General features: G+C 66.2%; 16 protein-coding genes. 8 read left to right on the top strand and 8 right to left on the bottom strand.

Features of this window, described 5'->3' with window-relative positions:
- Nucleotides 1-25: 25 nt before the first annotated feature.
- The 5 genes from VFV19_18710 (at nucleotide 26) to VFV19_18690 (ending at nucleotide 4,229) form a co-directional block, all read left to right on the top strand.
- On the top strand, nucleotides 26-565 hold the full coding sequence (locus tag VFV19_18710) for a hypothetical protein (protein ID HEX4826339.1): 540 nt from the start codon (nucleotides 26-28) through the stop codon (nucleotides 563-565).
- A 4-nt stretch (nucleotides 566-569) separates the two neighbouring features.
- Nucleotides 570-1,061 carry a hypothetical protein gene (locus tag VFV19_18705; protein ID HEX4826338.1) on the top strand — a complete coding sequence of 164 codons (492 nt, stop codon included), beginning with the start codon at nucleotides 570-572 and terminating at the stop codon, nucleotides 1,059-1,061.
- 40 nt (nucleotides 1,062-1,101) lie between these two features.
- Nucleotides 1,102-1,548, top strand: a complete 447-nt coding sequence (locus VFV19_18700) for a Mov34/MPN/PAD-1 family protein (protein ID HEX4826337.1) — start codon at nucleotides 1,102-1,104, stop codon at nucleotides 1,546-1,548.
- Nucleotides 1,549-1,553: 5 nt separating this feature from the next.
- On the top strand, nucleotides 1,554-2,993 hold the full coding sequence (locus VFV19_18695; GenBank protein ID HEX4826336.1) for a ThiF family adenylyltransferase: 1,440 nt from the start codon (nucleotides 1,554-1,556) through the stop codon (nucleotides 2,991-2,993).
- Between the two features lie 417 nt (nucleotides 2,994-3,410).
- Nucleotides 3,411-4,229, top strand: a complete 819-nt coding sequence (locus VFV19_18690; GenBank protein ID HEX4826335.1) for an aldo/keto reductase — start codon at nucleotides 3,411-3,413, stop codon at nucleotides 4,227-4,229.
- Nucleotides 4,230-4,409: 180 nt separating this feature from the next.
- Here the strand turns inward: VFV19_18690 and VFV19_18685 are convergent, their stop codons facing one another.
- The 4 genes from VFV19_18685 to VFV19_18670 all read right to left on the bottom strand — a co-directional run bounded on the left by VFV19_18685 (nucleotide 4,410) and on the right by VFV19_18670 (nucleotide 10,274).
- Complete coding sequence (locus tag VFV19_18685) at nucleotides 4,410-5,360, bottom strand: hypothetical protein (protein ID HEX4826334.1); 951 nt, start codon at nucleotides 5,358-5,360, stop codon at nucleotides 4,410-4,412.
- Nucleotides 5,361-5,449: 89 nt separating this feature from the next.
- Nucleotides 5,450-8,236, bottom strand: a complete 2,787-nt coding sequence (locus VFV19_18680) for a putative Ig domain-containing protein (GenBank protein HEX4826333.1) — start codon at nucleotides 8,234-8,236, stop codon at nucleotides 5,450-5,452.
- A 75-nt stretch (nucleotides 8,237-8,311) separates the two neighbouring features.
- On the bottom strand, nucleotides 8,312-9,076 hold the full coding sequence (locus tag VFV19_18675) for a polysaccharide deacetylase family protein (GenBank protein HEX4826332.1): 765 nt from the start codon (nucleotides 9,074-9,076) through the stop codon (nucleotides 8,312-8,314).
- Nucleotide 9,077: 1 nt separating this feature from the next.
- Nucleotides 9,078-10,274 (bottom strand): glycosyltransferase family 4 protein, encoded by a 1,197-nt coding sequence (locus VFV19_18670; protein HEX4826331.1) that lies wholly within the window; start codon nucleotides 10,272-10,274, stop codon nucleotides 9,078-9,080.
- 105 nt (nucleotides 10,275-10,379) lie between these two features.
- On the opposite strand from VFV19_18670, the gene VFV19_18665 reads away from it, so the two are divergent.
- On the top strand, nucleotides 10,380-12,071 hold the full coding sequence (locus VFV19_18665) for a glycosyltransferase family 39 protein (GenBank protein ID HEX4826330.1): 1,692 nt from the start codon (nucleotides 10,380-10,382) through the stop codon (nucleotides 12,069-12,071).
- 30 nt (nucleotides 12,072-12,101) lie between these two features.
- Here VFV19_18665 and VFV19_18660 read toward each other — a convergent pair whose 3' ends face one another.
- Nucleotides 12,102-13,613 carry a peptide ligase PGM1-related protein gene (locus VFV19_18660; protein ID HEX4826329.1) on the bottom strand — a complete coding sequence of 504 codons (1,512 nt, stop codon included), beginning with the start codon at nucleotides 13,611-13,613 and terminating at the stop codon, nucleotides 12,102-12,104.
- Between the two features lie 93 nt (nucleotides 13,614-13,706).
- Between VFV19_18660 and VFV19_18655 the strand changes: the two genes are divergently transcribed.
- Complete coding sequence (locus VFV19_18655) at nucleotides 13,707-14,561, top strand: cobalamin-binding protein (GenBank protein HEX4826328.1); 855 nt, start codon at nucleotides 13,707-13,709, stop codon at nucleotides 14,559-14,561.
- 14 nt (nucleotides 14,562-14,575) lie between these two features.
- Nucleotides 14,576-15,319, top strand: coding sequence for an endonuclease/exonuclease/phosphatase family protein (locus VFV19_18650; GenBank protein HEX4826327.1), 744 nt, complete (start codon nucleotides 14,576-14,578; stop codon nucleotides 15,317-15,319).
- Between the two features lie 42 nt (nucleotides 15,320-15,361).
- On the opposite strand, the gene VFV19_18645 is transcribed toward VFV19_18650, so the two are convergent.
- From VFV19_18645 to VFV19_18635, 3 genes are read right to left on the bottom strand one after another with little or no spacing between them, the layout of a single operon-like run.
- Complete coding sequence (locus VFV19_18645; protein HEX4826326.1) at nucleotides 15,362-17,755, bottom strand: serine/threonine-protein kinase; 2,394 nt, start codon at nucleotides 17,753-17,755, stop codon at nucleotides 15,362-15,364.
- Entirely contained in the window at nucleotides 17,752-19,176 is a 1,425-nt protein-coding gene (locus VFV19_18640) for a serine hydrolase (protein ID HEX4826325.1), read from the bottom strand. Before VFV19_18640 ends, VFV19_18645 begins: the two co-directional genes overlap by 4 nt.
- A 28-nt stretch (nucleotides 19,177-19,204) precedes the next feature.
- Nucleotides 19,205-21,328, bottom strand: a complete 2,124-nt coding sequence (locus VFV19_18635; protein HEX4826324.1) for a S9 family peptidase — start codon at nucleotides 21,326-21,328, stop codon at nucleotides 19,205-19,207.
- Between the last annotated feature and the right edge of the window lie 16 nt (nucleotides 21,329-21,344).

The following is a 21,344-nucleotide window of genomic DNA, read 5'->3' as shown; positions in this document are numbered from 1 at the left end:
GCGCCTTTCGGAAAGGTGAAAAGTCATGGCCGATCAGAACGTTGAATTGTTCGTTCACGCACAGGGCGCGAAACCGACGGTCGCCACGGGGTCCGCAGCGGAAACGCTCCGCACGGTGCTGGTGCGGGCCGGGGTCATCACCGGCGAGGGGGGAGAAGTTTACGTCTTCGTGGGCGAGTGCGGTGAGGCGCTGACCGAGCTGGAGGACGTCGAGGACGGAGTCGACAAGCACGACCCGGCTGACGTCAATTTGACGCTCGAAGAGCTCGATCTCAGGCGGCACCGGCATGTGCACGTCCACAAGTGCCGGCACGTCGCAGTCGAGGTCCATTTCAGCGGCCAGACGAAGCGCCACCGCTTTTCACCGGCTACGACGATCGCGGTCGTCACGACATGGGCGCGCCGGAAGCTGCACCTCGACCCGGCCGCGGCCGCTGAATACGTTCTGCAGCTTTGCAACTCCACCGAGCGGCCGAGGGCCGATCGGCACTTGGGCGAACTCGTGCAGGCGGCCGTCTGCTCGATCTGCTTTAACCTCGTCCGGGAAGTCACGCCCCAGGGATGAGCACATGGAGCAGCCTGACCAACGCCTCTTCCAAGCTGACCTCTTGTCGGCCGATTTCCGAAATGGCGTGCTGAATGGCTGGTGGGGCCGGCCCGAGAAAGAGATGCAGCCGACCGATCTGACTTGGCCACGCGTGATCTTCTGGATCGAGGCGGCGACCCGCGCTGGCGCGCCGGACCGTTTCTATCTTTCGCTCGACGCGGCCGGGTATCGATCCGTCGCACCAACGGGTACGTTTTGGGACCCCGCCACCAACGCTGCGCTCGATCTCGCCAGGCGTCCGAAGGGGAAGCCGGACAGTCGCTTCGCCAAGGTATTCCGGACGGACTGGAACAACACCGTTTTCTATCATCCATACGACCGGGTCGCGGCTCAAAGTCATCCGAATTGGACCACCGAGCAGCCGCACCTGGTTTGGACCGCGGACCACACAATCACTGATTACCTCGCGGAGTTTCATGCACTTCTGAACAGCGGAGATTACCTTGGCGTCTAGCGTCCCCGACACGACGATTCAGATTCCCAGGCTGACGTGGATGCGGGTGATTCTCCAATTGCGGCGACGCGGAGGCGGCAGGCGCGAAAGCGGCGCCTTCTTGCTGGGTCGCCAACAAGGGAGAATCACGCGCGTCACGACGTTCGTCTGCTACGACGATCTCGATTCGGTTGCCTATCAAGCGGGCGCCATCGCCTTCCACGCAGACGGATATGCCGCGTTCTGGAAATACTGCCGGGAAAAAGGTCTCGCTGTGCTCGCGGATGTGCACACGCATCCCGGCGATGGCGTCGGACAGAGTTCGATCGACCAGCGAAACCCCATGATGCCGATCGTCGGTCACACCGCGATCATCGTGCCGAAGTTTGCTCGCACGAGTTCGTGGTCGTTAAGCGGCGTCGGCATCTATGAGTACCTCGGCGATTTCAAATGGCGAACCCACGCGCCGGGCGACAAGACACGGCGGGTGGTCTTGACTCTTTGGTGAGACGCATGACCACGCCCGACATCCAGCTCTCGCGCATCTCCAAGTTGTTCGTCGACCGCGATGAAATGAACGTGGAGGACGCACTCGCCCGTCGGCAGTCGCATGGCGTCACGCTAGTGTGTGGCTCTGACGTGGCGTCCTCGTACACGCTGCAACTCGCCGTCCTGACGGCTGCCAACATCGCGACGCGCTGCTTTCCCGGCGCCGTGCGCGTCTCCCTTCACGCACATCTGGCGGAAACGCCGCTGTTGCTATGGCCTGTGCTCAACCTCACCTTCGGCCAGGCGCTCATGAACATCTTGGGGCCAAAGGCTTTGACGGGCTTGGGGAGCTACCAGCCGGGTTGCCACGCCGTGGTTTTCGGAAACGCCGTTCCGCCGATCAAGGCCCTCCGCGTCACGTTCGACGGCTGGATTGCGAAGGTCGGTCCCGCTTGCGAGATGGAACGCCTGACCGAGCGGGAGTACTGCTCCGTCTCTGGCATCCTTGCCGCCGCTCTCGCAATGTCGGAGATATTCCTGTCGTTCGCCGATTTCTGCATCGAGGCGGGCCGACGTACGGTCGCGCTATCTCTCTGGCAGCCTGACGCTGACGTTCGCGACCCATCAGCGCTCGGGGTTCCCGCGGAGTTCCTACCTGGCGACCTCTGGGTACTGGGCTTGGGGCACTTGGGGAACGCCTATCTGTGGGCGCTCGCCACCTTGCCGTACGCAAATCCGCGATCGATGGAGCTCTTCCTGAACGATTTCGATAAGGTCGCATCGGAGAATCTCGAAACCAGCCTCATCTTCAGAACTAACAATGTTGGTTCGTACAAGACGCGGGTTTGCAGTGCGTGGCTGGAGCAACGCGGATTCAAGACCAGAATTATCGAGCGGCGGTTCCATTCTGACTTTCGTTGTCACACCGATGAGCCGCAGCTGGCGTTGTGCGGTTTTGACTCAAACTCGGCGCGTAGACACTTAGCCACGGCCGAGTTCACGCGGGTGATCGAGAGCGGGCTCGGAGGGATGACCAGCAACTTCGACACGATCAGTCTCCATTCACTTCCCAATCCCCGAAGAGCAGTGGAACTTTGGCCGGACGTCTCCCCAGAAGAAGTCGCACTAGAACAGGAGCATCGAGCGCGCGTAGCTCGTGAGAGTGCCGCCTACGCGCGCCTCCACGGTGATGAGTGCGGACGCGTCCAACTCGCTGAAAAGGCGATCGCGGTGCCTTTTGTTGGCGCAGCCGCTGCAAGTCTTGTCGTCGCAGAATCGATCCGACTGCTACATGGTGGGGCGGCGTACACAGATTTCAAAATGGGACTGGTCGCTCCTGCCGGCGGGATCGGAGTGACGTCCGGCAATTACGGCGCCCACGACTTGGCGGGTCTGACCTACCGCGACTCCCAGGCTCCGACAGGCCACGGTCCAAGGACTAACGAGGGACGCCCGACTTCGTGAACCCGTCTCCAAAATGTCTCCAGGACTGCGGTGGACTCCAGGGGACTGGAGGGGACTCCAGGGGACTCAACGGGGCAACGGATTCGGCGGAGAAACGAGCCCTGGCAGCGGAAGTCGCGCGCCATCGCTCTTTTCGTTTGAACCTGGACGCGGGTTCGATTCCCGCCGCCTCCACCAAGCGCGACGAAAGCAGTGCGCTTTCAACCGTTTGTTCTTCAGGCGGATGCGGGAAGACTGCCCGCCGCCTCCACTACTCAACTCTCTCGGAGAACGCAACTTAGCGTGGCTCTTCTTGCCCGTTGTGCTCCTGTTATGCTCCGGATGCGAGCACGAACCCGTTCACGCGGGGTGCCGTTTCCGACGCAAGCTCAAGTGGAGATGCCAATGCAACAGGTAGTACTTTCAAACGGGCTCCCGATGCCGATGCTCGGATTCGGCGTGTTCCAAATCACGGATGCAGCGGTTTGCGAACAGTGCGTCGTCGACGCGATTGCGACCGGGTATCGGTTGATCGACACGGCCGCGTCCTATCTCAATGAAGAAGCTGTAGGTCGGGGAATCCGGCGCAGTGGAGTCGCCCGGGAGGAGTTGTTCGTCACGACAAAGCTATGGATCCAGCGAAACGGGTACGATGGGACCATAGAAGCGTTTGAGCGATCCCAGAAGCGTCTGCAATTGGACTACGTGGATCTCTATCTCATCCATCAGCCGTTTGGCGACGTGTATGGCGAATGGCGTGCCATGGAACATCTGTACGCGGAGGGAAAGGTCAAGGCAATTGGCGTCGCGAACTTTCAGCCTGACCGCGTCATGGACCTCATGCTGCACAACGAAGTAGCACCAACGGTCAATCAGATCGAGGTCAACCCCTTCTTGCAGCAGCATGAGACGCAGACGTTCTTGCAGTCCAACGGAATCCAGCCTGAGGCATGGGCTCCATTTGCCGAGGGGCGGAATCATCTTTTCGAAAATCAGACGCTTGTCATGCTCGCAACAAAATACAAGAAGAGCGTAGCTCAGGTGATACTTCGCTGGTTATCGCAGCGCGGAATCGTGGTGTTATCCAAGTCAGTGCGGAAGGAACGAATGGTAGAGAACTACAACGTGCTCGACTTCGATCTGAGCACCGAGGACGTCGAAGCCATCGCGACACTCGACACTGGAACCAGCAGTTTCTTCGATCACCGCGACCCGGACAAGGTCAAGTGGCTGGGCTCGAGGAAACTGGATGTGTAGTGGGATTGGATCAGAGAGGGAAGCACCAGTTGGAACGGGGGGTGCGTAGGTCGGCAGGAGCGCTGTCCGCTTGGTCAGCGCTTCCTGAACTCCCCAAGCAATTCTCGACCACGACGATGCGGCTCTCCTGAATCAGCGCGACGACACTGGGACCAACGCGAGGCCTCGAAGCCGAACGAGTTATCTCCAGGTCGCGTCGGTGCCCGAGGGACAGACGCAGCCGTTGTTCGCGGTATTCAGGTTCACGTGTCCGGCTGGTGAGCTCAGCCCCGTCGCGTTCTTGAATTCCCACACCGCGCAGCTCGTCGCCGTCTGGCGATACACGCACGTCGTCGTGGTCCCGGTGCCGCAAATGCAGTCGTCATCGATGACGGCGGGGAACGGCCACGCCGCCCGCGCCTCGACGGCCAGGGTGTGGGTGTAGGTGGAGCCGGTTCCGGGTGTACCGAGCGGCGCGCAGTCGTCGAAGCTCTGCCCGAGGCCGTTGAAGTGCGCGGGCTCGCACGCGCCGCTGCAGCAGAGGTTCCCTCCGCACTCGCAACCGTTCGTCGCGGAGCCGTCGCAGTTCATGAACCCCGTGTTGCAGGCGATGGTGCACGTTCCGCCGCCGCAGCTCGGGGTGCCGTTCACCGTGGAGCACACGTTGCCGCAGTTGCCGCAGTTGTCCGTGTTGGTGGCGAGATTGCGGCAAAAGCCGCTGCAGCAGGACGTGGTGACGCAGTCGAAGTTGTTGAAGCACTGCCCGCCGTCGCTCTGCGGGCATGCGGCGCCGGTGCGCGGATTGCCGTTGGATCCGGATCCCAGACTGCTACCGCAGGCATTGCGGCTCCGGACCAGGTAGTAGCGAATGCCCGTGAAGCCGCTCTCGTCGTACGTGGTCGCCGACGTCCCGCTGGCGAGGCATTGCGCGGCCGAGAAATCTCCGGGGGTCGAGCTGCCCAGGACGTCGTAGAGGATGGTGGTCGAGCCGCCGGCATCGGCGGGTGGCTGCCAACTCAGGTGCGTCGGGTTGCTGCCGGAGACGGTCAGGTTCCGGGCCTCCGAGGGTGGAGTCGAGCAGACTTGCGCGCTCGCCGTGGAGGCGGCGGTCAGGAAGATCCCGAGGATCAGCGAGCTGCGCATCAATGACATGGCGTGGGTCCCCGCGTCGGTGTCCGGCGGAATGTACGTCGAAGATCCGTCCGGAGGACAACATCTTTCCCCCCGATGCTGAACTCAGGTCACGGGCACGCGCCCGAGGAGTTGACGGTGCGGAACCCCGCGCTCGCGTCGCCGGCAGATCCCTCGCCCGCGGTGTTCACAGCGGTCACGAGGTACCAGTAGAAGTCTCCCTCTTGCAGGAGCGATGGATCGCCCGCTCCCCAGGACAGCGCGGCAGCGCCCTCGTAGACGGTGCAGGAGTTGGCAGTTCCGTCCAGCAGGGCGGGTAGGCTCGAGCGCGTTCCTCGGTACAGGTTGTAGCTCCAAGCTCCCGCGACGGACGGCCATGCGAGCGTGTCCTTGTCGATCCAGTTCAACGGAGCAGCCTCGACGGGGATCGAGCAGGTCTGAAGCGTCACCGTCCCACATTCCCCGCCGGGCGGGAGGCAGCAGACCCCTTCGGCAGTGGCGAAGTAGGTATACGTCCCGCCGCATTGGAGGCCCTGATCTTCGTATGCGGTGCCCTCGAGCGGGATGTCGGTGATCTTCACCGCGTCCGAGCACGAAGGTCCCTGCGCGCGCCAGACGGAGTAGCCGGTCGCCCCGTCGACGCCGGTCCACGACATCGAGACCGATGTGTCGGTGGCCGAAGAGAAGGCGGTGATGGGGATGGGGCTGACCACCGAGAGCGAATAGGCCTGGCTCCCGGCGGACTCGGTGCCGTCGAGCGCTCTCGCGACGACGGTGAAGTCGAAGGTCCCCTCGAGCGTGGGGACTCCTTCGAGGGTGCCGGTATCGGCATCGAGCGCGAGGCCCGGAGGAAGCGCGCCGTCCCAGATCTCGAAGGAGAACGGACCGCCGGCTCCGCCGCCGCTGAACGCTCGGATGGTCTGACTGTACGACGTCGCGAAAATGCTGATCGGGAGAGAGACGGGAAACACGATGATCGGGTTGGGGTAGCAGGGAGCAGGATCGAAGAGCTCCGCTCCCGTCAATCCGAGGGAGCCCTTCCATCCTCCCGCCACGAGGACCTTGCCGTTCGGCAGGCGCGTGGCGGTGTGGAATTCCCTCGTCGTCGCCATCGAGCCGGCCGGACCCCAGGTTCCCGCCGAAGGATCGTAGAGCTCAGCGCTGGAGAGGAAACCGCTCCCTCCGGAACCTCCCGCCACGAGGACCTTCCCGCTGAACAGAAGCGTTTCCGAGTGGAAGAATCGCGGCGCGATCATGGCGCCGGTCGAGGACCAGGTGCCAAGCGATGGATCGTAGATCTCGGCGCTCGCCACGAGCCCGCTCGTACCGAGACCTCCGGCCACGAGCACCTTGCCATTGGACAGGAGAGTTGCCGTGTGGCCCGAGCGCGCCGAGACCATCGAGCCGGTGGGGCTCCAGGTTCCGGACGACGGGTCGTAGAGCTGCGCGGTCGGGACGGCCCCGCTGCTCCCCGAGCCCCCGGCCACGAGGACCTTCCCGTTGGGGAGAAGGGTCGCGGTGTGGTTGAGCCTGGCGCCGACCATGGGGGGCGCGGCGCTCCAGGTTCCGGACGACGGGTTGAACACCTCCGCGCTGGCGAGAGCAGCGCTGCCTGCGGTGCCTCCGGCCACGAGCGCCTTCCCGCCGGGGAGGAGCGTCAGCGTGTGGTTGTAGCGCGGCGTCGCCATCGCTCCGGTCGCGCTCCACGTTCCCGACGCCGGGTTGTAGATCTCGGCGCCGGCGACGGCGAAGCCGGAGACATCCGTTCCACCGGCGACGAGGACCTTCCCGCCGATCAAGAGGACGGCCTTCTGCCCGCCTCGAGCCGTGGTCAGCGGGCCCGTGGGGCTCCACGTTCCGGCCGCGGGGTCGTAGAGAACGCAGCTCGAAAGAGCGCTGGCCGGGTTGCTCGACCCATTGCCACCCGCCACCAGGACCTTCCCCGCCGGGAGAAGCGTGGCGGTGTGGCCTTGGCGAGCCGCGGCCAGCGATGCCGCCTGCGTCCATGCGGGGGGCAGCGTGCACGTCGAGACCGTGACGGAGTAGTTCTTCGTCCCGACGCAGCCGTTGGCGTCAGTGGCCGAGATCGTGAAAGACGAAGGGCCCGACGTCGTGGGGAGGCCCGAGATCGCGCCGGTCGCTCCGTTCAAACTGAGCCCCGACGGCAGAGAGCCCGCGGCGACCGCGAAGGTGTAGGGAGCCGCGCCTCCGCTCGCTGTGATCGTCTGGTTGTAGGGAACATTCACCGTGGGGTTCGGCAAGGACGACGGCGAGAGTGAGATCGTCGGGCAAGTGACGGCCACCGTGTAGGCCTGGCTTCCCGTGCATCCCCGGGCGTCGGTCGTCGTGACGGTGAAGGAGAAGCTTCCGGTTGCCGTGGGCGTGCCGGTGAGCGCGCCGCTCCCGGCGTTCAGGCTGAGCCCGGGTGGGAGCGCGCCTGCCGTGACGGCGAACGTGTAGGGGGGGTTCCCACCGCTCGCGACGAGGGTCTGGTTGTAGGCCACTCCGAGGGTCGCTCCGGGCAAGGAGGACGGAGAGATCGCGAGAGTGGAGCAACCGATCACGATCGAGTAGGGCTGGCTCCCGGTACAGCCGAGAGTGCCGTCCGCGCCGCTGGAATCCAGAGCGGTCACCGTGAACGCGTAATTACCGAGCGCGGTCGGCGTGCCGGAGAGGACGCCGTTCGAAGCCAACGAGAGCCCCGGAGGGAGTGCGCCGGCCGAGACGGCGTAGGTGTACGGCGCCAATCCGCCCGTGGCCGAGATCGTCTGACTGTACGCCGTCGCGAGCGTTCCCCCGGGGAGACTCGGGGGTGAAAGGGTGATGGGTGGGCACCCGGCCGAAGCTGGCGTCCAGAGAAGACAAACCACCGTCAAAATGAAGGTGAGAACCCGCATGCCGCCCCCCCCCAACGCCTCGGCGCGAATGTACCGCGAGAACAGCATGCAGCCAAACGTCTTGGACGCCGCCGCTTACGCTCGCGCCCCAAGAACGGTGCGAAGGAACGACCGCAGCGACCGAGAGCGGTAGCGGGCGGTGATGCGACGGAGAGCCAGCGAAGGGGTATCGGCGGTGTTGACGCCGAATTCCGTTGTGCAGGCGGTTCGATAGCCCGCCTCCAGGACCATTTCCGCCACTTGGCTGTTCCAGGAGCCGAAGGGGTAACAGAAGTGATCGATCGAGACCGCGAACAGATCTTCGAGACGCTTCTTGCTCGCGACGATCTCCTCGCGGGCGCGGACGGGAGAGATGCGAGTGAGATCCGGGTGCGTCATCGAGTGCGCGCCGATGGAATGTCCCGCGGCAACCCACGTGCGGACCTGCGCTTGGTCCATGAGCCGCTCCTCCACCTCTCCGCGCTCCGCGTCCCACGCGTTAGTCCCCCCCAGCAGGCCGGCGACGAGGAACTGGATCGCACGGAATCCGAACCTCTCGAGAGGCTCGAGTCCGTGGTCGAGCACGCTCGCGCACCCGTCGTCGAACGTCACGACCACGCTCGGCCTCGCACTCACCACGGCGCCGGGCAGCGCATCGAGGCTCCCCGAGGCGAACCCGGCGCGGCGCAATTCGCCGAGCTGGCGGTCGAAGAGGAAGGTCGACAGGTAGAGTCCCTTGCGTCGAACGCGGGGCGGCCGCGGTCCGAGCTTGTGGTACGTGAGGATCGGCGTGCCAGTCGAAAACAGGGACCGGAACTCCGCGAGGCGTGTGTAGTAGGCCGGCAGCTCGGCTCGGCTCACGCTAGAGCCGCCCCGCGCAGATTCGGCGGTAGATGCCGAGGACTCGCCGGGCCGACTCCGAGCGCGTGAATCGGGCGAGCACGTGCGCCCGCCCGGCCTCCCCGAGCGTGCGCCGCGCCTGCGGATCACGCGCCAAGTCCTCCATGGCGCGGGCGAGGGCCGCGACGTCTCCGGGCGGCACCAGAAGGCCGTGCCGTCCGTCCTCGAACGCCTCGGGAATGCCGTCGAGCCGCGAGGCGATGACCGGCTTCCCGTTCGCGAGCGCTTCCCAGAGCACGATCCCGAGCGCCTCGGTGCCGACCGCGGGGTGAACCACGACGTCAAGTGCGTTCATGACACCGGCGACATCGTCCATGAACGGGACCATCGTCGCGATGCCGTCGAGCGAGGACGTGCGGATCCGCTCCCGAAGATCGGCCTCCATCGAGCCCCGCCCGACGATCGCGAAGCGCGCCTCCGGGAAGGCGGCGTGAACCTCCCGCGCTGCGGCGAGGAATTCCATCTGGCCCTTCCCGCGCGGATGGTTGAAGACTCCAATCACTCCGAAGACGACGTCCCGCTCGCCCCACCCGAAGCGGGAACGCAGCTCGCGGCGAAGCCCGGCCGGTGACGGCGCGAATCGGTCGGTCTCGATGCCGCCGTGCACGACGTGCAGCCGATCGGAGGGTCCGATGAGATCGCGCCTGAGGACCTCCTCGACCGCCCGTGAGACCGCGATGACGTCCGCCGTCCGCAGCAGCAGCCACCGGCTCAAGGCCCGAGGCCGCTTCATGAGGTGGCGGGTGACAACCGCGCGCGTGTTCCGTCCGGAGGTTCGCGCGGCGAGAACCGCAGGCCAGTAGTCGCGCCCTTGATGTGCGTGCACGACGTCCGCGTCGAAAGAGCGGACGAGCGAGGCGAGCGCGCGCCCCACGCCCACGGGCCGGTTCGTCCGACCGGGAAGCCACACCACGCGCACTCCTCCGAGCCCTCGCGCGAGCGGTGCCCAACGGCTCTCCTCGGGGATGACGAGAGTGACCTCTTGGCCGAGCGCGGCGAGCCCGGCGGACAGCTGGAGCGTCTGGTTGTCCACGCCGCCGCCGCTGAGGAGCGAATTGACCTGGACGATGCGCAAGGGACGCACGCTCTGGGCATCGGGCATGCTCGCATCGTCCTGCGCCGCACCCGACGTTCGCTCGACGACCATGTGTCGTCCCATGGAAGGACAGGACACTACACCCCGCGGGCGCTACTGTCGCTTAACGGTGACCCAACAAATCCCTGCCGCCGCCACCACGTCCCCCGAAGCGGATACGCTGCGCTCATGACTCGGAGAGGACATCTCGTCACGGCGGGCGGCGTCGCGGCGTTTCTCGTCGCAGGGACGGTGTTTATCTCGGGCCTCGGCTCGCTTCCGCTCATGGAGCCGGACGAGGGCCGGAACGCCGAGGTGGCGCGCGAGATGGCGGAGCGCGGCTCGTGGCTCGTGCCGACCCTCGAAGGGCTACCGTACCTGGACAAGCCGGCGGCGTACTTCGACGCCGTTGCCCTCTCCCTGCGGGCGTTCGGCAACGATGCCTGGGCCGCGCGCCTCCCCTCCGTCGTCTGCGGCTTCGCGACGCTGGCGCTGCTCTACGCGTTCTCGCTGCGCGTCTACGAGCCGGTCACCGCCGCGCTCGTGGTGATCGTCGCGGGCACGGCGCCTCTGTTTATCGCATTCTCACGCATCGTGATCATGGACGGCGCCTTGTGCGCGTGCACGACCGCGGCGATTCTGGCCGGGTTCATCGCGGAAGCCGGGGCCATGCCCGACCGGCGCTGGCACGCCGCCGGTGCCGCCGCCGCGGGGCTCGGTACGCTGGTCAAGGGCCCCGTCGGTACGATCGTCCCAGCGCTTGTGCTCGTCGCGTTCTTCGTCGCCGACGGACGGCCCCGCGCGCTGCGGCGAGTGTTCGCACCGGTGAACGTCGCGATCGTCCTCGGCCTCGTACTTCCGTGGTTTCTCCTGCTCGTCCGGGCGCACCCGGAATTCGCGCGCTACGGTCTCGTGGAGGAGTCGCTCAACCGGTTCTTGACCCCGGCGTTCCATCGGGGCAAGCCGCTCTGGTTCTTCTTGCCGGTCTTCCTCGCGACGCTCATGCCGTGGACGGTCCTGCTCGCTCCCATGGCAGTCGCCGCGTGGCGCGAGCGCGCCCGGCTGACCTCTGCCGATCGACTGCTCGTCGCTTGGGCGCTCGTCGTCCTCGTGTTCTTCTCCCTCTCGCGTACGAAGCAACCCGCGTACATCCTCTCCGGCGTCGTCGCGGCCGCAGCGCTCGTCGGCCGCGGGCTCGGCTACGCGTGGCGTCGCCGTGATGGGCGCGCGTCGCACCTCGTCGCGCGGACCGCGATCGTTCTCGCGGGGATGGCGCTCGCCGGGGCCGCCGCGCTCGGGTGGCTCGCGCTGCGGGGCTCGCAAGACGGCCCAAGCGCGTGGCTCGGCCTCGTGTGGCCGCAGCTCGTGTGCGCCCTCCTCCTGATGGCGCTCTGCGGGCTCCTCGCGTGGCGCGAGCGGCGCGTCGGGTTCGCCGTCGCCGCCGGATGTGTCGTACAGATCGCGCTGTTCACGGTAGCGCTTCCGGGTGCTGCTGCCTATGCGCGCGCTCGCTCGGTCGAGCCCCTGGCGGAGAGCCTCGCCCGCGTCCCGCAACAGGTCGAGATCGCGGCGTACGAAGGCTACCCAGCCGGCCTCTCGTTCTACCTCGACCGGACGATCACCCTGATCGGCGACGATGCGCATGCTCTCCCGAGCAACTTCGTGCCCTACTGGCTCAGGCGGTCTGCCGCGCTCCCGGCGACGATCGTAAGCTCCGCGGGGCGCGAAGCGTGGATCTCCTCGCGCGGTAACGAAGTCCTGGTCCTGGCGCCGGCGGCCCAGCGCGAGGCGCTCGCGTCGTGGCTCGGTGACCGCGGACGCGTCCATCCCGTCGGCGCGAACTGGTGGGGCGCGTTCATCGCCCCGCGCGCAGGCCGCTGAGTCAAATTCGCGCCGGCGGCGCGGCGCACGCTACGCGCGACGCGCGGCCTCCACGTCGAGCGCCGCGACCGTGTGCTTGAACAGGACATCGGCGTCGGCGATCGTGTCGGCCACCGCGGTCAGGCCGACGCGGCCGCACTCGCCAAGAGCGCTCATCATGTGAAAGACGACTCCGGTCTGTCGCGTCGGCTCGAAGTGCAGCCGGCGGCACACCGCGATGTCGAACAGATCATCCGGCGTGAGCCGGCGGTAGGCCGGCGACTCCACGTCGTCGCTTGCGACGAAGAACTTCTCACGGCCGGACGGGGCCAGGAAACGCCCCGCCTCGGGGTCGTAGACGCCGTCGGTCAGGAACTGCAGCGTCAGATACGGGTGCGTCGTACCCCCTTTGCGTAGGTTGATCTCGATCGCATACACCTTCCAATCTCCGGCCGGCTCGCGCACCGCGACGAAGTCGAGGGCGAAGCGGCCGATCACCCCTTCCTCGGCGAGGCGCGAGCCGACGCGCGCTGCGTCGCGCATGATCGCGGCGGCGTACGCGGGATCTGCCGGAAACCTGCAGCCCATGTAGAGCTGGCCCGACGGGCCGCCCAGAATCTGGTCGTGCGTCGAGAGCCGCTCGACCTCCCCGAGCGGTGATATGCGTAGCTGCGCGCTCGGGCTGCGAAAGTCGTCCCCGGCGATGCGCTCTTCGGCAACGCCCCCGACCGCCCTTAGCTTCGCCATGTAGCCGTCGTGCGTCATGGAAGGCGTGTCGAAGCGCATGCCGCGGATCCTCGAGCGGATTGCCGTCCCGCTGCCCCCGCCGGCGAGATCGGACAGATCGACGATGGCGTTGCCTTCCCCCGAGACGCCTTCGTTCAGCTTGACGATCACCTGCGCGATGGACGGTTTGCGCGCGCGCATCTCCGCGATCGCACCGGCGAGGTCGTCCTCGGTCGTGAGCCCCTCGGCGCCGAGAGGATGATCGACCCCGAGCTCGGCGAAGATTCGCCTGCACCCCGACTTCGTTCCCAGGTGGAAGTGCTTGGGATCGCAGCCGTACATCGGGATACCCAAAGCGACGGCAACGTCGCGCTCGTACGCCGTGGTATTGAACGGAACGAGGTGCGCGCGATCCGGGTCGGGAATCAGCCCACGGATCCGCTCGAGCAGCTCGGGGCGACCCAGCAGCTTCAGGCTCAGGGGCCTCGAGGACGGATCGAGCGGGGACACCAGGAACAGCCGTCGTCGCGCGTGGCTCGCGATGACACCCGGGAGGAGCCCCAGGTAGTAGTCGATCACCGCGGGTGCGATGGCGAGCGACGTCACGTAGACCATGCGTGCGCGCGGTTGGCGCAGGAGGAAGAGAAGGAAGAGAAAGCGCTCCTCATAGGCCTGCTGAACGGCACCAGGGAAGACCTTGTCGACGGTCATCGAAGGGACGACCACGATCGTCTGCTCGTCCTCTCCCATGGCGCGGATGGACCGCCAGAGGGGGACGAGCTTGCGCTGAAGCTTTTCGAACCGCTCCTGCGTCTCGGCTTCGTCGTTTATCTGCAACGCACCTTCATCCGCGGAAAGTTAACCACTTCACGTGGGGAGAGGGAAGGTCGCAGATCATAGAGCCGCTTCTCTCGCCTGTATGATTACGACGTGAGCGGGTTCCCTGAAAGAATCGTCTGCCTGACGGAAGAGACGACCGAAACGCTCTATCGGCTCGGGCAAGGCGATCGGATCGTGGGCGTCTCCGGGTACACCGTTCGCCCGCCCGAGGCGCGTTCCAAGCCGAAGGTCTCAGCCTTCATCAGCGCGAACCTGGACAAGATCGAATCGCTTCGGCCCGATCTCGTGCTCGCGTTCTCGGACCTGCAGGCGGACATCGCCGCGGCGCTCGTTCGCCGCGGAATGACGGTCATGGTGTTCAACCAGCGATCGGTGGCCGAGATCCTTCAGATGATTCGCGCTCTCGGGGGACTCGTGGGTTGCCCCGGCGAGGCCGAGTGCCTTGCCGGCGAGCTGGAGTCCGGCATTGCAGCGATCCGACGCTCCGCCGGAGTCTTTCCAAGACGGCTCCGCGTCTTCTTCGAAGAATGGGACGCGCCTCTCATCTCGGGGATTCGGTGGGTCGAGGAGCTCGTCTCGATCGCCGGAGGCGATCCGGTTTTCCCGGAGCTCGCGCGCGCGGCTCTGGCACGCGATCGGATCGTCGAATCGGAGGAAGTCGTGCGCCGCGATCCGGAGGTCGTGTTCGCTTCGTGGTGCGGCAAGAAGGTCAGGAAGACGAGGATTTGCGATCGACCGGGATGGAACACCGTGAGCGCCGTGCGCCATGGCCGCATCTTCGAGATCAAATCGACCTACATCCTCCAGCCAGGGCCTGCATCCCTCTCGGAGGGACTCCGCCAATTGCACGCGTTGTTGGCGCGATCCCACGGGGTCGAGATCGAGCGCGAGCTCGCACCGCTCGAAAGGCTCGACGTGGAGCTGACGGCGATGCCTCGGGCCTAGGTGCGGACGGACGAATGTCGTCCCTTCGCATCGTCGCGTACAACTTCCTCGCTGGAGGCAGCAGGAAGCGCGCCGGACACTGGTCGCGACTGATCCGCGATCTGAAGGCCGATCTGCTGCTGGTCCAGGAGTGTCGCCGCCCCGAGGAGGCTCCGAACGAGAGGTTCCGGCCTGCCGGGGAGGATGCTTTGGTCTGGGGTCGGGCGGGCAGGTCGCTGTGGGGCAGCGCCATCTTGGCCCGCTCCGCGCGACTATCGCCGATTGCGGTTGCCGGCTACGACGGCTGGATCGTGGGCGGCACGCTCGAGAGCGCGACGTGGACGAACGGCAGGCCGGTCCGGGCGTTCAGCGTTCATTGTCCGGTGGGAGACCGCGGGTACGTGCGCACGATGCACGAGATCCTCGACCGTCTGGCTCCCTTGGCGGCCGGGGCCGATCTGATTCTGGGAGGCGACTTCAACGTCGTCGTCGGATACCGCCGTCCCGAAGAGAGCCGCACGATCAGCCGCGGTGAGCGCGGCATCCTGGAGAGGCTTGCGGGGGAATTCGATCTGATCAGCTGCTGGCAGGCCGCGAATCCCACGCGCGCCCTCGCGCAAACCTTGAGGTGGAGCGCCAATCGCGCCACGCCCTATCACTGCGACGGAATCTTCGTCCCCCGGTCGTGGATGGAACGTCTCACATCGTGCCGCGTCGTCCGAGGCTCTCGCTGGGACGAGCTCAGCGACCACAACCCGGTGATCGCGAATTTTTCATGACTGCCACCGACATCTGCGCGGCGCGACCGCAATGTGAGCCGATCAGTCCCCGCACTTCGCCATCTCCTCGTCGAACCTCTTGATCCAGACCGCCTCGTCGGGGTTGTCGCCCTTCAAGGCGCTTTTTGCCGTGGCGGCCGTGGCGCTCGCGGCGCGCCGGTCCCGCTCCTGGCACTGGAGCCTCGTGATCAGGACGAGCGTCTGCATTCGTCCTCCGTCGGTGGGCGCTCTGCCCGCATCGTAGATCGCCAGCGACGCCTGGTACTCCTTCATCGCGCCGGTCGGATCGCCGAGCCCCTTGAGGCAGCTGCCGCGTTGCGAGAGAGCGACCGCGACCTCCGTGCTCTTGTCCCCGGCGCCTTTGCGGAACGCCGGGATCGCCCCGTCGGTCAGCTCGAGAGCGCGCTGGTACTCCTTGTTCGCCAGAGCGACCGCGCCGACGTTGAAGCGGGTGCGGGCGGCCGCGAAGCTGTCGGCGCCGAAGATCTTCTCGCGGATCGACAGCACCTGGTTCAAGAGCGTGAGCGACTTCTCGAGGTCGCCCTTCTTGTAGGCGACGGCGGCCATGTTCTCGAGAACGCGCGCCGTGGCCTGGTGCTGCTCGCCGTGTTCGGCTCGCTCGATCGCGAGCGCTTCTTCGTAGACGGCGTTGGCTTCGTCGTAGTGCTCGCGCTGCATCTTGATGACGGCGAGGTCGTTGAGCTGGGTGGCGAGCAGGATGCGGTCACCGTGCTCGCGGTAGAGCGCCGCCGCGGCGGTGGACAGGCGCTCGGCCTCGGCGAGATCGCCTTTCCAATTCTTGATCAAGATGGCCCGGTTGGCCTGGATGTCGGCACGCTCGGCCGTGTGGTCGCCGGGGAGCCGATCGAGGATCGCTTGCGCGTTGTCGAGACACTTCCCCGCCTCCTCGTATTGCGAGAGCTCGGTTCTGACGCGTCCCGTCGAGCTGTAGTTCATCGCCAGATCTTTCGCGTGCGATGGACCGAGCGCCGCCAGGACCGTCCCCGCGCGCTCGTACGTCTTCGCGGATTCCTCGAGGTCGCCGTTGTCGTCGAGCGCCCAGGCCAGCCCGCGTAGGGCCTGGACGTGGGCATCGGTCCCGGCTCCCGCGCCGGCATCGTGCAGCGCGACGGCGCGCCGCAGCTCCTTCAGCGATTCATCGAGCTTGCCGAGGGAGTGGAAGGTCGCTCCGAGGAGCATGCGCGCGTCCGCTTCCACCTCCGGCTGCTGCTGCAGCGTCTTGTCGGCCTTCTCGGAGGCGAGGGTCAGCACCTGGGCGACCGTCACGTCCTTGTCGCCCTGCGATTCGGGGTCGGCGGCGCTGAGCATCTGCTCCATGAAGCCGTTCATGGCCTTGGCGCGGGCGCTCTCTCGCCGCGCCCGGACCGCCTCCCACGTGGCCGCGACCATTCCCACCGAGAGAGCCAGGAAGACCGCCGCGGTCCCCGCCACGAGCGCTTTGTGCCTCAAGCCGAACTTCTTGAGCTGGTAGCCGGTGCTCGGCGGCCGAGCCACGATCGGCTGATCCTCCAAGTAGCGGTGAAGGTCGGCCGACAGGCTCGCGGCCGAGGTGTAGCGGCGCTCCTTGTCCTTCTCGAGCGCCTTGCGGACGATGGTGTCGACGTCTCCGCGATACGCGCGACTGACGGAGCCGAGCGAAGGAGCCTCCGTTCGCAGGATCGTCTGGACCGCATCGGGGAGCGTCCGTCCGATCTCGTACGGCCGCTTCTTGGCGAGCAGCTCGTAGAGGATGACGCCGAGCGAGTAGACGTCCGTGCGCGTGTCGACTTCGAGAAGATCGCCGCGAACCTGCTCGGGGCTCATGTATTGAAGCGTGCCCAGCACCTGTCCCATGTCCGTCTGGCGCGTCGCCTGCGCATCGCTGTCGGTGACACGCGCCAGGCCGAAGTCGAGGACCTTCGGCTGCCCGTGCTCGTCGACGAGGATGTTGGCCGGCTTGAGGTCGCGATGGATGATGCCCCTTCGATGCGCGTGCTCGACCGCGTCGCAGACCTGGATCACGAGCGTCAGCCGCTCGCGCAATCCCAGGCCGCGCGCATCGGCATACTCGGTCAACGGGCGGCCGTGGATCAGCTCCATCGCGAAGAACGGCTGCGCGCCGAAGCTGGTCTCCGCGGTCCCGGATTCGTAGATCTGAGCGATGCCGGGATGCTGGAGACGGCCGAGCGCGGTCGACTCTTGTCCGAAGCGCCGAAGAAGATCGCTATCGGCCCATGCCGCCTTGATGACCTTCAGCGCGACCCTGCGGTGGGGCCGCTCCTGCTCGGCCTCGTAGACGGCGCCCATCCCGCCTTCCGCGATGAGACGCAGAACCTTGTACTGACCGATCGCCGCCGGCAAGGACCGGGCGGCGGCTTCGGAGGCCAGCTCGCCCGGGGTGCGGGTCGCCTCGTCGTCTCGCGGGTCGTCGTTCATCTCGTCCCCCCACGCTCGAGAACCGCCTTCTCCGGCTCGTGTCCAAACGAGGACATCGTCATCCCAACGACCTTGCCGGCGCCGTCGCGATCGAAGCTCAGGGTGTTCAGGGTCTCGGCATAGAAGAACTGGTCGGGCGCCGTGGGAATCGCCTCGGCCTTCCGGCCGCCCGACCGTTGCGTGTAGAGCTTGCCGGCATCGTACGTGACGCTGCGGGTCGAGTCGGCGTCGATCCTGTAGATGCCGACGTATTCGCGCAGCTTGCCTTCGGAGACGGCGATGCGAGGCCGAGCGTCGTACGGCTTGCCCAGCGCCTCGGTGACGATCCGTTCGGCGACCGTGTCGGAACCCGGCTGATGGTCCTCGTCGTTGCTGAGCACCGCGACGAAAAGACGATCGTCGGGCAGCCTGATGCCGTCGCTGCTGAAACCGTTGATCCCGCCGTCGTGCTCGATCACGCGATGTCCATCCCACGAACCGATTTCCCATCCGTAGCCATAGCCCGTCGAGGCGCCGCTCGGCAGCCGGTGCGCCGTCCACGCGCGGGCGAGAAGCTCCGGCCGGACCAGCTTGCCGGCATAGAGCGCCTCGTCCCATCGGGCGAGATCGTCGACCGTGGAACACAGGGCTCCCGCGGCGTACGGCTGCGTCATGCTGAGAAACGGCGCGTTCACGAGCTTGCCGTTCTCGTCGTGCGAATACCCGGAAGCGCGATGCGGAATGACCTGATCGTTGCTTCCGATGTAGGTCGACTTCATTTTCAGGGGATCGAGGATGCGCTGCTGAAGGAACGCGCCCCACGCCATCCCGCTCGCCTTTTCGATGACCGCACCGAGAAGGAAGTAACCGGAGTTGTCGTAGTGCCACTGGGAGCCGGGCGGAAAGTCGAGAGGCTCCTTCGCGAAGCGATCGATCATCTCGGGGACGGTGTAGTCGTTGCGCATGCCGGACTCGAAGTCGGGCATCTCGGTGTAGCTACGGACGCCGGAGGTGTGCGTGAGAAGATTCTCGATGGTGATCTTCTCGCCGCCGGCCGGATAGTTCGGCAGGAACTTCTTCAGCGGATCGTCGAATGCGATCTTCCCCTCCTGGACGAGCATGAGCACCGCTACCGCGGTGAACTGCTTCGTCATGGAGCCGATGCGGAAGACGGTATCCGGAGCGTTCGGCACTCCGAGCTCGACGTTCGCCATGCCGTAACCCTTGCGCAGGATCGTCTTTCCGTCGCGTACGACGATCGCCGCGGCGCCCGCTCCGCCGGGCGGATACGCGGCCGAGAGCTCGGCGTCGATCCTGGCCGCAATCGGATCGGCGGCAGCGGAGGCGAGCGGCGCGCGGGCGAGGGACATCAGCGCAAGCGCCATGACCGGGGCGACGCCGCGCGGCCAAACGATTCGAGCTGCGGCTCCGGTAGGATCCATCAGGAGACGATCGTCCGTGGCCTCGCCTCTAGCTGCGGCGGCCGATGAGGTTCAGCAGGAACGCGTACTCCTCCGCCGTCTCCTGCAGGCGTGCGAAGCGGCCCGACTTGCCGCCGTGCCCCGCCTCCATGTTGATCTTGAAGAGGAGCGGGTTGGCGTCTGTCTTCATGGCGCGCAGCTTCGCGACCCACTTCGCCGGCTCGTAGTACTGGACCTGCGAGTCGTTGAGGCCGGTGGTGACGTAGAGAGCCGGGTACGCCTTCGCCTGCACGTTGTCGTAGGGCGAATACGAGAGCATGTAGTCGTAGTACGGCTTCTGCGCCGGGTTGCCCCATTCGTCGAACTCGTTCGACGTGAGCGGGATCGAGTCGTCGAGCATGGTCGTCACTGCATCGACGAACGGCACGTGCGCGACGATGGCGCGGTACTTCTCGCCGGCCATGTTGGCGACCGCGCCCATCAGCAGGCCGCCGGCGCTGCCGCCCATGGCGAACACCTTGTCGGGGGCGGCGTACTTCTCCTTCACGAGGTAGTCGGTCACGTCGATGAAGTCGGTGAAGGTGTTCTTCTTGTGGAGCAGGTGTCCGTCGTCGTACCACTGCCGGCCCATCTCCTGCCCGCCGCGGATGTGCGCGAGCGCGTAGACGAAGCCGCGGTCCATGAGCGAGATGGACGAGATGCGCAGCGCCGGATCCGACGACGCCCCGTACGATCCGTAGGCGGTCTGGTACATCGGCGCGGTGCCGTCCTTCTTGAATCCCTTGCGGTAGGCGAGCGACACCGGCACCTTCGTGCCGTCGCGCGCCGTCGCCCACACGCGCTCGGTCACGTAGTTCGACGCGTCGAACCCCCCGAGGACCGGCTGCTCCTTGAGGAGCTTGCGCTCGCCCGTCTTCATGTTGGTCTCGAAGGTGCGCGTCGGTGTGACCAGCGAGTCGTGCGTGTAGCGCAGGAGATCGGTGTCCTGCTCGAGGTTGACGCCGAGCTCCTCGGCGTAGGCCGGCTCGTCGGAGCGGATGACCGTCGATGAGGCGAGATCGGACCACGGCCTCACGCGAATGCGCAGCAGCCCCTCGCTGCGCTCGTTGACGACCAGGTAGTCACGGAAGAGCGCGAAGTCCTCGATGAAGACGTCCTTGTCGTACGGCAGGACGTCGCTCCACTTCTCCACCCCGCCGGTCACGTCCTTGTCGGCGACCGCCATCAGCTTGTAGTTCTGGGCGTTCAGGTTGGTGCGGATGATCCAGCGGCCGGCGATGTGATCCGCGCCGTAGAGATGATCCTTCGTCCGCTTCGCGAGGAGCTTGGGCGCCGCCGCCGGCGCGGCGGCGTCGATGAACAGAAGCTCATCCGCGACCGTGCTTCCCAGCCGGATCAAGACGAACTTGTCGTCCCCCGACTTGTCGATCCCGAGGTAGTAGGCGTGGTCCTTCTCCTCGTACACCAGCGGGTCGGTCTTCGGGTCGGTCCCCAGCACGTGCCGCTTGACGCGCGTCGACAAGAGCGTCGTCGGATCGTTCTCGACATAGAAGATCGTCTTGTCGTCGTTGGCCCAGACGGCGGCCGGGCTCAGCCCCTTGATCGCCTCGGGGCGATCCTTGCCGGTGGCGATATCGCGGACCTTGAGCGTGTACTGGCGCCGGCCGGCGGTGTCCTCGAGGTAGGCGACGAGCGCCTGGTTCATGCTGATCGCGCGGCCGCCGAGCGCGTAGAACGGCTTCCCCTCCGCCTGCTTGTTGCCGTCGACGAGGATCTGCTCCTTGTCCGAGCCGACCGCGTGCCGCGCCTGGATCGGGTACTCCTTGCCCGGCTCGAAGCGCGAGTAATAAATGTAGTCCTTCCACTTCGACGGGACGCTGCTGTCGTCCTGCTTCAGCCGGCCGATGAACTCCTTCGACAGCTTCTCGGTGAGGTCCTTGTACGGGGCGCTCTCGGCGGCGTAATAGGCGTTCTCGTCCCTGAGGTACTTCAGGACGTCCGGCTTCGAGCGCGTATCGTCGCGCAGCCAGTAATAAGGATCGTTGCGCGTCCCGTTCGGCGACACGACGTCGTGGGGCTTCTGGGCGGCAACCGGCGGCTTCAGCTCGACGTCGGCGGGAGCGGCGGCGAGCAGGAGGGTCGCCGCCAGCGGCAGGGAGATCATACGGATCATCGCTTTCTCCTCAGGG

The sequence above is a fragment of the Candidatus Polarisedimenticolaceae bacterium genome (genome assembly GCA_036275915.1).
GTDB lineage: Bacteria > Acidobacteriota > Polarisedimenticolia > Polarisedimenticolales > DASRJG01 > DASRJG01.
Note: the sequence above shows the minus strand (reverse complement) of the source record. Positions and strands in the feature narration are given on the sequence as shown.

Coding starts and splice junctions, on each gene's coding strand:
- VFV19_18710 (HEX4826339.1), top strand. CDS start 26: ATGGCCGATCAGAACGTTGAATTGTTCGTTCACGCACAGGGCGCGAAA.
- VFV19_18705 (HEX4826338.1), top strand. CDS start 570: ATGGAGCAGCCTGACCAACGCCTCTTCCAAGCTGACCTCTTGTCGGCC.
- VFV19_18700 (HEX4826337.1), top strand. CDS start 1,102: ATGCGGGTGATTCTCCAATTGCGGCGACGCGGAGGCGGCAGGCGCGAA.
- VFV19_18695 (HEX4826336.1), top strand. CDS start 1,554: ATGACCACGCCCGACATCCAGCTCTCGCGCATCTCCAAGTTGTTCGTC.
- VFV19_18690 (HEX4826335.1), top strand. CDS start 3,411: ATGCCGATGCTCGGATTCGGCGTGTTCCAAATCACGGATGCAGCGGTT.
- VFV19_18685 (HEX4826334.1), bottom strand. CDS start 5,360: ATGTCATTGATGCGCAGCTCGCTGATCCTCGGGATCTTCCTGACCGCC.
- VFV19_18680 (HEX4826333.1), bottom strand. CDS start 8,236: ATGCGGGTTCTCACCTTCATTTTGACGGTGGTTTGTCTTCTCTGGACG.
- VFV19_18670 (HEX4826331.1), bottom strand. CDS start 10,274: ATGGGACGACACATGGTCGTCGAGCGAACGTCGGGTGCGGCGCAGGAC.
- VFV19_18665 (HEX4826330.1), top strand. CDS start 10,380: ATGACTCGGAGAGGACATCTCGTCACGGCGGGCGGCGTCGCGGCGTTT.
- VFV19_18650 (HEX4826327.1), top strand. CDS start 14,576: ATGTCGTCCCTTCGCATCGTCGCGTACAACTTCCTCGCTGGAGGCAGC.
- VFV19_18645 (HEX4826326.1), bottom strand. CDS start 17,755: ATGAACGACGACCCGCGAGACGACGAGGCGACCCGCACCCCGGGCGAG.
- VFV19_18640 (HEX4826325.1), bottom strand. CDS start 19,176: ATGGATCCTACCGGAGCCGCAGCTCGAATCGTTTGGCCGCGCGGCGTC.
- VFV19_18635 (HEX4826324.1), bottom strand. CDS start 21,328: ATGATCCGTATGATCTCCCTGCCGCTGGCGGCGACCCTCCTGCTCGCC.